Here is a 15,487-nt window from a genome sequence, read left to right on the forward strand (position 1 = left end):
GTCTTAGTGGTGACGAGGCTTGAGGATCGCCGGCTTCTCGTCCGGAGCGTTGCACAGCAGGTACAACGCGGTGAGGGCTTCCGGGATCTGTACGATCATGTCGTCCATCAGGTTCGCATCGGCGGCGATGTCGGAGAACTCCGGTTGTTCGTCGAACAGGCCGGAACCGACCATGATCGGCAGCAGCATTTCGCTGACTTCCTCTTCGGCGGTTTCGAACCAGGCCGCTTCGCGCAGGAACACCCCTTCCATGAAACCGATGCACCAGCCGCGCAGTTCCGAGTCGTCCGGGTCATCGCCCAGGTCCAGCTCGCAGGGCAGCTCGAATTCTTCGTCGGAGGCCAACTGACGGGCAATGTGCGCCTTGAGCCCGACCAGCGTGGCTTCGATTTCGATGCGTTGGGCTTCGTCGGTGTAATGCGGCTCTTCGGCGAAGAGGGCGTCGATCCACTCGCGGTCCGGCACCTGCTCGGAGCAGATCGACAGGGCGGTCAGGTAGCCGTGAGCGGCCACGTAGTCCAGTGCTTCGTCGTGCAGCTCATCGGCGTCGAGGAAGACTTGCAGGCGGGTCAGTTGCTCAGCGAAGGACATTACGGGCTACCTTGGGGGAATAAACAATGCGGGAATTCTAGGCCTTCTTGAGCGCCCAGGCCAGCCGCTTGGCAGATTTGCCTGTGGCGAGGGGATTTAGCGAAACGTCGCACCGCCCCGCTGGGCTGCGAAGCGGCCCTGAAGCCATACGCTCCGGTGTGTCAGGTAGATTGAGTTGCATGTTCTGGGGCCGCTTCGCAGCCCAGCGGGGATAAATCCCCTCGCCACAGAGTGCAATGTCAGGCCTTACAGATCTTGAACACCTCCTGTCAGCAACACCCTCTGCACAGAAGGCCTCGGGTATACTGCGGCGCTTTGTGATGCCCTGCGGTGTCCCACCGGTTCGAAACGCGCACTTACGATTTGCCGGTGCAGCATGTTCGGTTCTGAACCAGCCTTGCAGGGATGTTTCGGTGATTTTTGGAGTTTCTATGCTCGAACAGGCTCAACGCGTCCTCAAGGACATCTTCGGCTACGACAGTTTTCGTGGCCGTCAGGGTGCCATTATTGAGCGCGTGGCCAGCGGTGGCGATGCCCTGGTATTGATGCCCACCGGCGGCGGCAAGTCCTTGTGCTTCCAGGTCCCGGCGTTGTTGCGCAACGGTCTGGCGGTGGTGGTTTCGCCGCTGATCGCCTTGATGGACGATCAGGTCGCGACGCTCGAGGAACTGGGCGTCGCCGCGGCTTCGCTGAACTCCACCCTGAGTGCCGAGCAGCAGCGGGACCTGGCGGCGCGGATCCGGCGCGGTGAGCTGAAAATGCTCTACCTCGCCCCGGAGCGCCTGGTACAGCCGCGCATGCTGGCTTTCCTGCAGAGCCTGGAAATCGCCCTGTTTGCCATTGACGAAGCTCACTGTGTGTCCCAGTGGGGTCACGATTTCCGTCGCGAATACCTGCAACTGGGGCAACTGGCGGAGCTGTTCCCCGATGTACCGCGCATCGCCCTGACCGCCACCGCCGACAAACGGACCCGGGAAGAAATCGTCGAGCGCCTGCATTTGCAAGACGCCGAGCGGTTCCTTTCCAGCTTTGACCGGCCCAACATCTTCTACCGCATCGTGCCCAAGGAGCAGCCACGCAAGCAGTTGCTGGCGTTCCTCGCCGAACGGCGCAGCGATGCGGGCATCGTCTATTGCCTGTCACGGAAAAAAGTCGACGAAGTCTCGGCGTTTCTCTGTGAACAGGGGTTTCCGGCGTTGCCCTATCACGCAGGGCTGCCCAACGAACTGCGGGCCTATCACCAGAAGCGCTTTCTCAATGAGGAAGGCTTGATCATGGTGGCCACCGTGGCGTTCGGCATGGGCATCGACAAGCCCAACGTGCGTTTCGTGGCGCACCTGGACCTGCCCAAGTCCCTTGAGGCCTATTACCAGGAAACCGGTCGTGCCGGCCGGGATGGCTTGCCGGCCGACGCCTGGATGGCCTACGGCCTGCAAGACGTGGTGATGCTCAAGCAGATGTTGCAGAACTCCGAAGGTGACGAACGCCACAAGCGCCTGGAGCAGCACAAGCTCGATGCCATGCTCTCGCTGTGCGAAGAAACCCGCTGCCGCCGGCAGACCTTGCTGGCCTATTTCGACGAAGACATGCCCCAGCCGTGCGGGCACTGCGACAACTGTGTCGACGGCGTCGAGACTTGGGACGCCACCGAACCGGCGCGCCAGGCGTTGTCGACCATTTTTCGCACCGGCCAGCGCTATGGCGTGGGGCATCTGGTGGATGTCTTGCTGGGCAAGGACAACGAGAAGGTCCGCAGTTTCGGCCATCAGCACCTATCGGTTTACGGTGTCGGCAAGGCCCGCTCCGAAAGTGAATGGCGTTCCCTGTTCCGGCAGCTCGTGGCCCGTGGCCTGGTGGACATCGACCTGGAGGGCTACGGCGGCCTGCGGCTGAGCGAAACCTGCCGGCCGTTGCTCAAAGGCGAGGTGAGTCTCGAACTGCGCCGTGATCTCAAGCCGGCGACTGCGGTCAAGAGCAGCAAGAGCCAGGCCAGCCAACTGGTCCGTGGCGAAGAGCGCGATCAGTGGGAAGCCTTGCGTGCCTTGCGGCGCAAGCTGGCCGAGGAACATGCCGTACCGCCGTACGTTATCTTTCCCGACTCGACGCTACTGGAAATGCTGCGCAGCCAACCCACCTCCCTGGCGGAGATGGCCCGGGTCAGCGGCGTCGGCGCGCGTAAGCTGGAGCGCTATGGCGAGGCCTTCCTCCAGGTGCTGGGTGGCGAGGCCGAGGCGCCGAAGGCGGTGGCCGATGTACGCCATGAGCTCATCACCCTGGCCCGGGCCGGCATGACACCGTTGCAGATTGCCGCACAGCTCCAGTGCTCGGAAAAAAACGTCTACACGATGCTTGCCGAAGCCATTGGCCAGCAGCAATTGTCGCTGGAACAGGCCTTGGATCTGCCCGAGGACCTGATGGGCGAGGTCCAGGATGCGTTTCTGGATGGCGAAGGCGAGTTGCCAGCGGTGGCGGAAGTGGCAGCGCTGTTCGCCGGTCGGGTGCCGGAAGGTGTCTTGTATTGCGTCAGGGCTGCGTTGCAGTCGGAATTTGAAGTCTGATCAGTAAGTTGCATGCCTTTAACGATTCAGTACGGGGCGGACCTTGCTTGAATCCAAAGTGCATGCTTAGCTGACTAATAATTAGTATTTCTCCTATTTCAGATCTGATGAGTTTTTTATGTCGTTAACCGATCAACACCGTTTTGGCATGCAACTGGCGCAGATGTCCCGGGGCTGGCGTGCCGAACTGGACCGGCGCCTGGCCGGGCTGGGCCTGTCCCAGGCGCGCTGGCTGGTGCTGTTGCACCTGGCCCGCTTCGAACACGCACCGACCCAGCGTGAACTGGCCCAGAGCGTTGCCGTCGAAGGGCCGACCCTGGCCCGTTTACTCGACAGCCTGGAAACCCAGGGGCTGGTGCAGCGCCAAGCCGTGGCCGAGGACCGCAGGGCCAAGAAAATCGTGCTTTGCGCACCGGCCCGGCCGTTGATCGAACAAATTGAAACCATTGCCACGCAGCTGCGCCGGGAGCTGTTCGAAGGCATCGACGAAGAGGACATGCGGGTGTGCATGCGGGTCCACGGCAGGATCCTGGCCAATCTGGAAAAATCCTGAGGTATATGGGCGATACCCCGACTTTTGAGATTCGGCGATTAGCGAACTATAACCAGTACTAGGTGATCGTATTGGAAGCGCTCGAATCGAAAGGGATACCCATGCTTGAAAGTTTGCAGTCCACGTTGCGCAGTTGGGTCAACGTGTCAGTTGTCTTGGGTGCATTGGGGTATCCGGTTTTGGCGTCTGCGCTGGGATTGGGAGAGATCACGCTTCATTCCGCCCTGAACCAGCCGTTGCGCGCCGATATCGCCCTGGTCGATGCGGCCGGGCTCAGCGAGGGTGACCTGTCGGCCAGCCTGGCAAGCCCGGACGACTTCAATCGTGCCGGCGTGGAGCGGGTGTTCTTCCTCACTAACCTGCGCTTTACTCCGGTGATGCGCGGCGAGCGCAGTTTCATTCGGGTCACGTCCAGCAAACCGGTGGAAGAACCCTTTCTCAATTTCCTGGTGCAACTCAATCAGCCCAACGGGCGTCTCTTGCACGAATACACCGTGCTGATCGATCCGCCGGGTACACCGGGTGTCGTGCCCGCTTCCGACGAGCCTGCCGCCGTTTCCCGGCCTTCGATGGCGCCCCCCTCTGCGCCGGCCATCAAGCCACCCCCGGCGACCCAGGGCAAGCGCTACACCGTTGTGCAGGGAGACAACCCCTGGGTTATCGCCAAACGCCTGCACGATACCGGCAGTGGCGCGTCGATCCATGAGCTCATGCAAGGGATCCAGGCGCTGAACCCAGGCAGTGACCGACTCTCTATCGGCCAGCGCCTGCTGCTGCCCGATTCGGCCGTGTTGCCATCCCCGGCGGAAACCGCCGCCACACCAGCCGCCGTTGCCGGCGACGAGCAACTGGCCGCCAGCGTGCTGCAAAACCAGCAGCAACAGAAAACCATCGACGAGTTGCAGGCCCGGCTTCAGGCCCAGGACGAAGAAATCGCCGGTCAGCGTAAGCAGATCAGTGAATTGCAGGCGCAACTGGCTGAGGTCGCGCCAGCCCCGGTTACGTCGGCGGCGCCGCCATCGCCGCCATCGCCGCCACCGATGGCTGAGCCACAGCCAGTGACGCCGCCACAACCGGCGGCAGATCAGCCGGAGCCCGAAGGCATCAATTGGCTGTGGGTGGCGGGGCTGGTGGGGCTGTTGGGATTGCTTGCGTTGCTGCTGTTCATCCGTCGTCGGCAGGAGCAGGCCGGCGCACAGCCGATTCCGGAACGCCCTGAACCGATGCTCGAAGACAGCGCTGAAACCTATGTATCGACCACCAATACGGAGCAGCCCGAGGTCGCTTCGTCGTTCAATAACGGTGATGCGCCGTTGGGAGACGTGCTGGAAGGGGTTGGGATCTACCTGACCTATGGCCGCTTCACCGAAGCGGCGGGGTTGTTGCGCGCGGCGTTGCTGGCGGAGCCGGAGCGCACCGACCTGGGCCTCAAGTTGCTGGAGGTGCTGGGCAAGCAGGGCGACACCATCGGTTTTCAGGCTCAGGAACATCATTTAGCGGCGCAGGGTATCGACGCCGGGACGCTGGAGGACATCCGCGGGCGCTATCCGAAGGTCGCGATGGTGACCGCGCCCGCAGTGGCGCCGCCAGAGCCTCAAGCCCTCGAGGTGCCTGTTCCGGTGCCTGCGCCTGTACAGGTGCCCGGCGACGAATTCGAGCTGGATCTGGATGCCCTGTCCATGGAGAGCAACTGGGACCTGGCCGATGTACAGGACAGTGCCGAGGGGAAAGCCGCCGTTGCGACGCCTGTCGTTGAAGTCTCCGAGGCGTTATCTCTCTCGGGCTTCGACGAGCCGGAGTTGCAGTGGAGCGCGCCACAGGAAACCGAATCGTTGGACGATGCCTTTCTTGACGGTTTCGCCGATGAAGAGCAGTCGCTGGAACTGGAGGCGCTGCCGCCCCTCGAGCCTGAATCTGGTTCACTGTCCCTGGACGCCATATCCTTTGAGCCCGAAACACCGGAGCACGCCGAAAAACTGGAACAGGCGCAGAACTGCATCGATGATGGCGACTTGAAGACGGCGATCACCCTGCTTGAAGAATTGCTCCAGGAAGGCGACGAACCCCTCAAACAGACCGCCCGAGTGCTACTGGCCGGGATTCGCTGAAGGCACGGCTTCCCGTGTGGGAGCGAGCCTGCTCGCGATAGCGGTGGGTCTGCTGGCATTGGTGTCGAATGTGCTGCCGCCATCGCGAGCAGGCTCGCTCCCACAGGTATTGAGCATCGTCTATCTCGGAGGCGAAGGGTCAAAGGCGAGTATCATGGCGGCGCCTTCGAAGCCACGAGTCGACCTGCTATGACCGAGCAAAAACCGGAAGTCATCATTACCTATTGCACCCAGTGCCAATGGTTGCTGCGTGCTGCCTGGCTGGCCCAGGAACTGCTCAGTACCTTTGGTGACGATTTGGGCAAGGTGTCCCTGGTGCCGGGCACCGGCGGGGTGTTCCACATCAGTTGCGACGGTGAGCAAATCTGGGAGCGCAAGGCTGACGGCGGTTTCCCCGAGGCCAAGGTGCTCAAGCAACGGGTCCGCGACCGGATCGACCCGGAGCGGGACCTGGGCCACAACGACCGGGTTCAGTGAGAGGGGGCTTCGCTGCCTGTCACCGGTTTCTTCGCGCCGCTTAGCTGGCTCGACACGACGATGGCGGCGATGATCAGCACGCCTCCCAGCAGCATGCGCAGGGTCGGGGTCTCGCCGAACAGCAGCCAGGCCACGCTGATGCCGTAGACCGGCTCCATGGCGAACACCACCGCCGCTGTGCGGGCCTTGATCACGCTCAGGCTGGCGACGAACAGGCTATGGGCCAGGCCGGTGCAGAACACCCCGAGCAGGCCGATCCACAGCCAGTCGAGCGGGCGTACCGCGCTCAGTTGTGGCGCGGCGATCGGCAACAGGCATGCCCCGACGACCAGGTTCTGACACAGCGCCGCCTGCACGGGGGGTACAGCGCCTGCGCCGGCGCGGTTGGTCAGCGACAGCAGGGAAAACAGCAACCCCGACGCCACAGCCCACAGCAGGCCGGTGGTGGCGCCGCTGGCCAGGTCGAAGTCAGGGGTGACCAGCACCAGGCCAATGCTTACCAACACCACCAGCAGGATTTCATTGGCCCGAATCCGTTCGCGAAACACCAGCCCTTCGAGTAGCACCGTGAAGGCCGGAAAACTGGCAAACCCCAGTGTGGCGATCGCCACTCCGGCGATTTTTACCGCGATGAAAAAGCTCACCCAGTGGCCAGCCAGTAGCAGCCCGCTGAGCAGCAGTCGCCAGCCGTCCCGTATCTGGAGTTTCTGCCATGGGGTGCTGCTGGCGAAGCGGGCGAAGGCCGCCAGGGCGAGCACGGCAAACAGGGCGCGGCCAAATACGATGATCGCCGGCGAGGCGGCGGCGAGTTTGCCGAACACACCGGTCAGGCCAAACATCAGTGCGCCAATGTGCAGGGCGCCCAGGGCGGTACGGGGAGTCATTGCAGTCCTTAGATCAGCCATCACTATTCCCTGTGGGAGCGAGCCTGCTCGCGAAAGCGGCCGATCAGTCAGCATTTCTATCAACTGACACACCGCATTCGCCAGCAGGCTCGCTCCCACAGGGATCAATATTTAAACCCTTTGGATGAGTGGGTGTCTGTCGCGATCCTGGCGTTTTTTAGCGTCAGGCTAGCGCTGGCGTCGCAGTTTGCCTGGCGACGTGCCGAATTCGCGCAGTATCGCCGCGGCGAAGGCGCTCTGGGAGCTGTAGCCGACCCGGTGGGCGATTTCACCGATGGGCAGGTCCGAGTCGCGCAGCAGCGCTACGGCCTTGTGCAAGCGGCGGCTGCGGATGTAATCCATCGGGGTTTGCCCGCATTCGGCGACGAAACGTGCATGCAGGCGAGCACCGGAAAGTCCCGCGATCCGAGCCAGGTCCGCCACTTGCAGCGGGTAGGCGGCGTATTGGTCGATGTGTGCGTCAAGGGCGGCGTAAGGCAAGCGCCGGCGGCCGGTGGTTTCCTGGCGGGCGCCGTTGAGGCTGGCCAGGAGCAGTACCGCACCTTGCTGGGCGATCAGCGGGTCATTCACCGGACTGCCTGCGAGCCAGTTGACCAATTGGCTTTGTCCCGCATCCAGGGGCAGGCGGGCGGTGTTGTCCAGCAAGCGACGGCTGGCGTCGGTGTGATCCCCGAGGCATTGGCCGACCCACTCATCGCCCGGGACGTCCAGCACCAGGCAATGGCTGCCGAGAGGGCTGCCGCAAGCATGATGGGCACCGGCCGGCACCACCACGAAACTCTGTTGCACCACCTGACTGCCACGTCCCTCCACCTCGAAGTCCAGCGTGCCGGACAGTCCGAAGACCAACTGGGCGTGGTTATGGCTGTGGACGATCAGGTCGTGGCTGTAGTGGCGCAGCGTGAGGATCGGTCTCATCGCGGTCTCCCGGGGCAGGCCATCAGCATACACCGAAGGCGTGTCGCGTTGCCTTGTCACGTAATGGACATATGTCTGTCACGGGCCATTAACCGCCGGTGTGCACAGTGGTGAAAACGATCAGAGGGTTGCTTATGACCAGCGCCGAGCTCGCCAGACCCAGCCGCAAGCAGCGTGTCCGCACCCTGTGGATATCCGATGTGCACCTCGGTACCCGGGATTGCCAGGCCGAGCATTTGTCGCAGTTCCTCAAGGGCTATCACGCCGACAAGATTTATCTGGTCGGCGACATCATCGATGGCTGGAAACTGCGCGGTGGCATGTATTGGCCCCAAGCCCACACCAACGTCATCCGCCGTTTGTTGACCATGAGCAAGCGCGGCACCGAGGTGATCTACGTCACCGGCAATCACGACGAATTCCTGCGCCGCTATTCGAAGCTGATCCTGGGCAATATCCAACTGGTGGACGAGGCGGTGCACGTCACTGCCGACGGCCGGCACCTGCTGGTGATTCACGGCGACCAGTTCGATGTCATCACCCGTTACCACCGTTGGCTGGCGTTTCTCGGGGATTCAGCCTACGAGTTCACCCTCACGCTGAACCGCTGGCTCAACCATTGGCGGGCCCGCTATGGCTACGGCTACTGGTCGTTGTCGGCGTACCTCAAGCACAAGGTCAAGACCGCCGTCAGCTTCATCAGCGACTTCGAAGAAGCCATCGCCCATGAATGCGTGAAGCGCGAATTGCATGGTGTGGTGTGTGGCCACATCCACCACGCCGAGATGCGCAAGGTGGGTGAGGTCGAATACCTCAATTGCGGCGACTGGGTCGAATCCTGTACGGCGCTGATCGAACACTGGGACGGCTCGATCGAGTTGTACCGGTTGGCGGATGCCCAGGCGCGCGAAGCCCAGTTGAAGGCCCTCAAACTCGCCGAACCGGCCTGAGCCTGTGGCGAGGGGATGGCTCTTTCCTAAAACGGAACCTTTCCCCGCAGCATGTCGCGGTACATGACGAAATCGCCAAGCAGGCTGTAGAGCGGGTGTTTGAAGGTGGCCGGTCGGTTCTTTTCGAAGAAGAAGTGCCCGACCCAGGCAAAGCCGTAGCCGGCCACCGGCAAGGCAATCAACCACCACCAGGCGGTTGCGACAAGCGCCAGGATGAGAATCAGAATGACCAGCGAGGTGCCGATGAAGTGCAGTCGTCGGCAGGTGCTATTGCTGTGTTCTCCCAGGTAGTACGGGTAGAAGTCAGCAAAGCTCTTGAATTGTCGGGTGTTTTCCAAGACTGCAGGCTCTTTGGTGATTGTCCTGTCTTCAAGTCTAGAGCGATCATCCGCAACGGCCAGTGACAATGAGCGCCACTTTAGTATCCTTCGCAAATCCGGCCGTACTCTGCGGCTTGTCATGCAAGTGATACCTCATGGGTGAACGAACGACTTCTTCAAGCTGGGCGATGGGGATTGTCAAGGCGCTGGAAATGGACGGCCTGGATTGTCGTGCGCTGTTCCAGCAATTGGGATTGGATTTTTCGGCACTGGACGATCCGGACGCCCGCTTCCCCCAGGATTCGATGACGCGCCTTTGGCAACTGGCGGTGGAGCTGTCCGGGAACCCGGCCATTGGTCTGAACATGGGCAAGGTGGTGCGCCCGGCGTCGTTCCATGTAGTCGGCTACGCCCTGATGTCCAGCCGGACGTTGATCGAAGGTTTCCAGCGGCTGGTGCGTTACCAGCGGATCATTGCCGAAAGTGCCGATGTGAGCATCCGCCAGCTGGAAGGCAACTACGCCCTGGTTCTGACGGTGCATGGCGATCATCTCCCAACCACCCGGCAAAGTACCGAGGCGTCCCTGGCCTGTGCGCTGAGCCTGTGCAACTGGCTGACCGGACGCACCCTGCATCCGGTCAAAGTGCTATTCCAGGGGGCCGAACCGGTGGATCGTGGACCTTACCAACAGGCATTCTGCGCGCCGCTGGTGTTCGGTGCACCCTATGACGCGCTGGTCTTCAAGCGGGCCGACATGGAGGCTCCGCTGCCCACGGCCAACGAGGCCATGGCACAGCTCCACGACCGGTTTGCCGGTGAGTACCTGGCGCGTTTTTCGGAAAGCCGGGTGACCCACAAGGCGCGCCAGGTGCTGTGTCGGTTGTTGCCTCAGGGCGAACCCAAGCGTGATGTGGTGGCGCAGGCGCTGCATCTGTCCCAGCGCACCTTGCAACGGCGCCTTCAGCAAGAGGGCACCAGTTTTCAGGCATTGCTCGACGATACCCGTCGCGAGCTGGCCGAGCAGTACCTGGCGCAGCCGGCCACGACCTTGCTGCAGATCGCCTATCTGCTGGGGTTTGCCGACCCGAGCAATTTTTTTCGCGCCTTTCGCCGCTGGTTCGATGTCACGCCCGGCGAATACCGGGCAGCGAGGCTGGCCAAACCGGTCAGTGACGCCAGAACGCCGGGATGCACAACACGAACACCGTGATGATCTCCAGTCGGCCCAACAGCATGCCGCCGGACAGAATCCACTTGGCTGCATCCGGCAGCGGCGCGAAGTTGCCGGCCGGGCCAATGGTCTCCCCCAGCCCCGGGCCGACGCCGGACACCGTGCTGGCCGCGCCGGTCAGCGCCGTCATCCATTCCACTCCCAGCAGCGACAGCAACAGGGCGATCACGCAGATGGTGATGGCGAAAAAGAACGAGAACGTCAGGATCGAACGCACGATTTCTTCATCGAGGCGGTGACCGTTGTATTTCTGCTTGATCACCGCCCGTGGGTGAATCAGTTGCATGAGGTTGGCCCGGAGCAGGATGTAGGCGACCTGGAAGCGAAAGATCTTGATCCCGCCGGCCGTCGACCCCGAGCAGCCGCCGACGAACCCCAGGTAGAAGAACAGCATCAGCGAGAAGTTGCCCCACAGGCTGTAGTCCCCCAAGGCAAAACCGGTGGTGGTGACGATCGAGGTCACGTTCAGGGCCACGTGCCGCAGCGCGTCCAGCCAATGCAGGTCGGTGGTCGCCCAGTACCAGGTACCGAGCACCAGCCAGGTCACCAGCAGCACGCCGATCAGGCCCTGGACCTGCTGGTCCTTGATCAGCGCCCGGCGATTGCCGCGCAGCATCGAGACGTACAAGGCGAACGGCAGGCTGCCGAGAATCATGATGACGATGGCGACCCAGTGCACCGCCGGCTCGGTCCATTTGGCCAGGGACAGGTCCGAGGTGGAGAAGCCGCCGGTGGAGATCGCCGACATCGAATGGTTGACGGCATCGAACGGGCTCATCCCGGCCCACCAGAGCGCCAGGGTGCCGAGAATGGTGATGCCGACGTAGGACGCCACGATCAGTCGCGCAACCATGTGGGAGCGGGGCATGACCTTTTCCGAGCGGTCCGAGGATTCGGTCTGGAACAGGCGCATGCCACCAATGCGCAATAACGGCAGGATCGCCACCGCCATGCCGATGAAGCCAATCCCGCCGAGCCAGTGCAGCAGCGAGCGCCACATCAGGATACCCGGGGACATGGTGTCGAGGCCGCTCAGGACCGTGGCGCCGGTGGCCGTGATTCCCGACATGCTTTCAAAGAACGAGTCGGTGTAGCTGATGTGCTGGGTCAGCAGGAACGGCAACGCGGCAAAGACGCACACCACCAGCCAACTGCTGACCGTCAGCAGGTACATGTCTCGCGGGCGCAGGTGTACGTGCTCGGGGCGCCCGGGAAGCACCAGGGCCAGGCCGGCGACGAAGGTGATCATGCTCGACCAGAGGAACGAAGGCATGTCCCCGGTGCGCTCGAAGATCAGCAGGGTGGCCATGGGCACGACCATGAAGATCGCCAGGGTGATCAGGAAGATGCCGATGATGAAGCCAATGATCCGCAGGGTCGGCAACGCCATGAAGTCCGCTCGGGCTGGAAGGGAAGGGCGCCATTCTACCGACGGCTCGCGGCATGTAAACCGCGCCCGGTGCGACTGGCGTGTGCATCGGCGGCCAATTTGCGCTAACTAACTCGCCGTACAGGACACTAGAATAGCCAGACATTTTTTCAGGGAGGTGGCCCGATGCAGGCTCTCGATGCTTTGCTCAACCGTGTTTCCGTTCCACGCCTGGTGGAACCGGCGCCCACGCCTGAACAACGGGAGGTCATGTTCGCCGCGGCGATGCGCGCTCCTGACCACGGCCAATTGCGGCCATGGCGTTTTCTGACGGTCGAAGGGCAGGCGCGTTATCGCATGGGCGAACTGCTGGCGGACGCGGCGCGATTCAATGATCCACTGGTGTCCGAGGCGGTTGTGGAAAAGGCCCTCAATGGCCCGCTGCGTGCGCCATTGGTCGTGGTGGTGATCGCTCGTTTACAGGACCATTTCAAAGTCCCGAAAGCCGAGCAATTGCTGGCCGCCGGCTGCGCCGCCCACGGGATCCTGCTCGCGGCGTATGCCCAGGGCGTTGGTGGCGTGTGGCGCACGGGTGAACTGGCGTACTCGCCGCACGTGGCCAAGGGGCTGGGTCTTGACGTGGGGGAGGAGGTGATCGGGTTCCTGTACCTGGGCACACCGCAGAAAGAAGCGCGGACGGCACCGAAGGAAGACATTGCTGAATTCGTTCGCGAGTGGACTGGGTTGCAGTGATGGAATGACGAGCTTTTGTGGCGAGGGGATTTATCCCCGCTGGGCTGCACAGCAGCCCCCAAACTGCCTACATCAGAAGTAATCTGACACACCGCAGTGACTGATTTTGAGGCTGCTTCGCAGCCCAACGGGGATAAATCCCCTCGCCACAGATAAAGCCTTCCCCACAGGGTTATGCAGGTACAGCAGTTATTTGCAAACGTCCGCAATCGCCTCGGCCAGCCGGTCCAGGCGTGTCGCATCGATGCCGGCCACGTTGGCCCGCCCCGTGCCGACCATGTACACGCTGTGCCGCTCACGCAATTGCTTGACCTGCTCGGGCGCCAGGCCGGTGTAGGAGAACATGCCGCGTTGCACCCCGATATGGGCGAAGCGCTCCCGCAGGCCGTGGGGTTCGAGGGCGTCCAGCAGGCCACTGCGTAGCTGGGCGATGCGCAGGCGCATGGCTTCCACTTCGTCGGCCCACAGACGCTTGAGTTCCGGAGTGCCCAGGATCGTCGCCACCACCGCTGCGCCATGATCCGGCGGTGTCGACCACAGGTTGCGGGCGATGTTGGCCAGTTGGCTGCGGATGTCCACCAGCTTTTCGGCGTCGCGGGCGCAGACGATCAACGCACCGGTGCGATCGCAGTACAAGCCGAAGTTCTTCGAGCAGGAACTGGTGATCAACACCTCGGGCAATGCCTGGGCGAACAACCGGACTGCCCAGGCATCCTGTTCCAGGCCGTCGCCGAAGCCCTGGTAGGCGAAGTCGATCAGCGGCAACAGCTCACGACTGCGCACCACCTCCAGTACCTGGCGCCATTGATCCTGGGACAGATCGAAACCGGTAGGGTTGTGACAGCACGCGTGCAGCAGGACCACATCACCCTTCGGTGCCTGGTTGAGGGTTGCCAGCATCGCCTCGAAATCCAGGCGATTGTCGCTGCCCACGTAGGGGTAGTGGCTGGCCTTGACGCCCGCGGTGGCGAAAATGGTTTCGTGGATCGGCCAGGTCGGGTTGCTCAGCCATACGCCACGGCCTGGCAGACACTGTGCAATGAAGTCGGCACTCAGGCGCAGGGCGCCGGTGCCGCCCGGGGTCTGGGTGGCACCGGCGCGTTGTTCGGCGATCTGCCGGGCGTCGGCACCCAAGACGAGCGCAGTGATCAACCGCCCGAAAGCGGCGTCGCCATGACCGCCGATGTAGGTCTTGGTGGTCTGATGATCCACCAGCCGTCGCTCGGCCTGTTTCACCGATTCGAGAATCGGCGTCAGGCCCTGGGCGTCTTTATAGACGCCCACGCCCAGGTCGAACTTGTTCGGATTGCTGTCCGCGCCGTAGGCCTCCATCAGGCCGAGGATCGGGTCGCCGGGCACCCGGCCGATGGCGTCGAAATGCATTACTTGCGGCCCTCGGCGGTCTTGGCCACGTCATCGGTGCGGGCGGCCATGATGAAGTCGTTGCGGTGCAGGCCCTTGATGGAGTGGCTCCACCAGGTCACGGTGACTTTGCCCCACTCAGTGAGCAGGCCTGGGTGATGGCCTTCGGCCTCGGAGATTTCACCGACGGCGTTGGTGAATGCCAGGGCGTGCTTGAAATTCTTGAACAGGAAAACCTTTTCCAACTGCATCACGCCGTCGCGCACTTCGATGTTCCAGTCCGGGATCTGCTTGATCAGTACCGGAAGTTCTTCGTCGCTGACCTGTGGGGCGTCGGCACGGCAGGCTTCGCAATGGGCTTGGTTCAGAGTGTTCATGGTGTGTTCCTGGATCGAATTGGGTAGAACGTCGATGCACTCACGCTAAAGCAAAGTCGCGCGGTGCAACAGACTCACTTGGGATCAAAAAACGCCATTCAGGCGGCTTTTGGCGGAAATTTCGGTGCGTGCAGGCCCAGTTCCCGACCGCGCTTGACCATGCCCATGATGTCCTCATGGGCCAGGTCGAACAGACGCTTGAGCTCGGGCAGTACGAAATACACCGGTTGCAGGATGTCGATGCGATAAGGCGTGCGCATGGCTTCCAGCGGATCGAAGGCCTGGTGCTCCGGCTCGTCCGACAGGCAGTACACGGTTTCCTTGGGCGAAGACAGGATGCCGCCACCATAGATGCGTCGGCCCTGCGGTGTTTCCACCAGTCCGAACTCGATGGTCATCCAGTACAGGCGCGCCAGGTAGACACGCTCTTCCTTGGACGCCTGCAGGCCGAGCTTGCCATAGGTGTGGGTGAATTCGGCGAACCAGGGGTTGGTCAGCAGCGGGCAATGGCCGAAGATCTCGTGGAAAATGTCCGGCTCTTGCAAATAGTCCAGTTCTTCCCGGGTGCGAATGAAGGTCGCCACCGGAAACTGTTTGCTGGCGAGCAATTCGAAGAAGGTCTGGAAGGGGATCAGCGCCGGTACCCGGGCCACTTGCCAGCCCGTGGTCGCGCCCAGCACTTTGTTGATTTCGCCCAACTGCGGGATGCGGTCGTGGGGCAGGCCAAGCTTGTCGATACCGTCCAGGTATTCCTGGCACGCACGGCCTTCAATGACTTTCAGCTGGCGGGTGATCAGCGTGTTCCACACCGCATGTTCTTCGGCGGGGTAGTGGATAAAACCTTGCGCATCGGGCTCGCGAGCCACGTACTGCGTCTGCTTCATGCTGCTCTCCTGCTGATTCCTTCGAGGGGAAGACTGTTTGTTGTTATGTCCAGCGATGCGTTAGAGATAGCGCGAAGCAGGTGAATGTGCAGCGGGGGCAGCGGCGAGATGTTCGAGTTGCATGGGCAGA

Annotated in this window: 15 protein-coding genes; 7 read left to right on the forward strand and 8 right to left on the reverse strand. The window is 62.2% G+C overall.

Going from position 1 to position 15,487, the window contains the following annotated elements; genetic code table 11:
- Positions 1 to 3: 3 nt before the first annotated feature.
- Positions 4 to 591 carry a UPF0149 family protein gene (locus tag PCOSP_RS08145; RefSeq protein WP_139647302.1) on the reverse strand — a complete coding sequence of 196 codons (588 nt, stop codon included), beginning with the start codon at positions 589 to 591 and terminating at the stop codon, positions 4 to 6.
- 431 nt (positions 592 to 1,022) lie between these two features.
- Here PCOSP_RS08145 and recQ point away from each other — a divergent pair, with 431 nt between their 5' ends.
- The 4 genes from recQ (at position 1,023) to PCOSP_RS08165 (ending at position 6,287) form a co-directional block, all read left to right on the forward strand.
- Positions 1,023 to 3,149, forward strand: a complete 2,127-nt coding sequence (gene recQ / locus PCOSP_RS08150) for a DNA helicase RecQ (RefSeq protein WP_139647300.1) — start codon at positions 1,023 to 1,025, stop codon at positions 3,147 to 3,149.
- 118 nt (positions 3,150 to 3,267) lie between these two features.
- Positions 3,268 to 3,702 (forward strand): MarR family transcriptional regulator, encoded by a 435-nt coding sequence (locus PCOSP_RS08155; protein ID WP_041023344.1) that lies wholly within the window; start codon positions 3,268 to 3,270, stop codon positions 3,700 to 3,702.
- A 101-nt stretch (positions 3,703 to 3,803) separates the two neighbouring features.
- Positions 3,804 to 5,810 (forward strand): motility hub landmark protein FimV, encoded by a 2,007-nt coding sequence (locus PCOSP_RS08160; RefSeq protein ID WP_464710813.1) that lies wholly within the window; start codon positions 3,804 to 3,806, stop codon positions 5,808 to 5,810.
- Between the two features lie 189 nt (positions 5,811 to 5,999).
- Positions 6,000 to 6,287, forward strand: coding sequence for an Rdx family protein (locus PCOSP_RS08165; protein WP_024778616.1), 288 nt, complete (start codon positions 6,000 to 6,002; stop codon positions 6,285 to 6,287).
- Here the strand turns inward: PCOSP_RS08165 and PCOSP_RS08170 are convergent.
- Both PCOSP_RS08170 and PCOSP_RS08175 read right to left on the reverse strand, forming a co-directional pair.
- A complete protein-coding gene (locus PCOSP_RS08170; protein WP_024778617.1) occupies positions 6,281 to 7,171 on the reverse strand; it encodes a DMT family transporter in 891 nt (296 codons plus the stop codon). The two genes, PCOSP_RS08165 and PCOSP_RS08170, sit on opposite strands and share 7 nt — an antisense overlap.
- A gap of 189 nt (positions 7,172 to 7,360) precedes the next feature.
- A complete protein-coding gene (locus tag PCOSP_RS08175; RefSeq protein WP_464710814.1) occupies positions 7,361 to 8,110 on the reverse strand; it encodes a helix-turn-helix transcriptional regulator in 750 nt (249 codons plus the stop codon).
- A gap of 134 nt (positions 8,111 to 8,244) precedes the next feature.
- Here PCOSP_RS08175 and PCOSP_RS08180 point away from each other — a divergent pair, with 134 nt between their 5' ends.
- Positions 8,245 to 9,060 (forward strand): UDP-2,3-diacylglucosamine diphosphatase, encoded by an 816-nt coding sequence (locus tag PCOSP_RS08180; RefSeq protein ID WP_139647295.1) that lies wholly within the window; start codon positions 8,245 to 8,247, stop codon positions 9,058 to 9,060.
- Between the two features lie 26 nt (positions 9,061 to 9,086).
- Here the strand turns inward: PCOSP_RS08180 and PCOSP_RS08185 are convergent, their stop codons facing one another.
- Entirely contained in the window at positions 9,087 to 9,398 is a 312-nt protein-coding gene (locus tag PCOSP_RS08185; protein ID WP_175362461.1) for an Mpo1-like protein, read from the reverse strand.
- Positions 9,399 to 9,535: 137 nt separating this feature from the next.
- Here PCOSP_RS08185 and PCOSP_RS08190 point away from each other — a divergent pair, with 137 nt between their 5' ends.
- Positions 9,536 to 10,591, forward strand: coding sequence for an AraC family transcriptional regulator (locus PCOSP_RS08190; RefSeq protein ID WP_464710815.1), 1,056 nt, complete (start codon positions 9,536 to 9,538; stop codon positions 10,589 to 10,591).
- Here PCOSP_RS08190 and PCOSP_RS08195 read toward each other — a convergent pair.
- Complete coding sequence (locus PCOSP_RS08195; RefSeq protein WP_139647289.1) at positions 10,548 to 12,002, reverse strand: TrkH family potassium uptake protein; 1,455 nt, start codon at positions 12,000 to 12,002, stop codon at positions 10,548 to 10,550. The genes PCOSP_RS08190 and PCOSP_RS08195 overlap by 44 nt on opposite strands.
- A 165-nt stretch (positions 12,003 to 12,167) precedes the next feature.
- Here PCOSP_RS08195 and PCOSP_RS08200 point away from each other — a divergent pair, with 165 nt between their 5' ends.
- Entirely contained in the window at positions 12,168 to 12,734 is a 567-nt protein-coding gene (locus PCOSP_RS08200; RefSeq protein WP_139647287.1) for an NAD(P)H nitroreductase, read from the forward strand.
- A 189-nt stretch (positions 12,735 to 12,923) separates the two neighbouring features.
- Here the strand turns inward: PCOSP_RS08200 and PCOSP_RS08205 are convergent, their stop codons facing one another.
- The 3 genes from PCOSP_RS08205 to phhA form a co-directional block, all read right to left on the reverse strand.
- Entirely contained in the window at positions 12,924 to 14,117 is a 1,194-nt protein-coding gene (locus PCOSP_RS08205) for an amino acid aminotransferase (RefSeq protein ID WP_464710817.1), read from the reverse strand.
- Positions 14,117 to 14,473, reverse strand: a complete 357-nt coding sequence (locus PCOSP_RS08210; protein WP_003184087.1) for a 4a-hydroxytetrahydrobiopterin dehydratase — start codon at positions 14,471 to 14,473, stop codon at positions 14,117 to 14,119. The genes PCOSP_RS08205 and PCOSP_RS08210 overlap by 1 nt, the downstream gene beginning before the upstream one ends.
- Positions 14,474 to 14,571: 98 nt before the next feature.
- Positions 14,572 to 15,357 (reverse strand): phenylalanine 4-monooxygenase, encoded by a 786-nt coding sequence (phhA, locus tag PCOSP_RS08215; protein WP_139647283.1) that lies wholly within the window; start codon positions 15,355 to 15,357, stop codon positions 14,572 to 14,574.
- Positions 15,358 to 15,487 lie beyond the last annotated feature (130 nt).

Source organism: Pseudomonas sp. MAFF 730105, assembly GCF_055380705.1.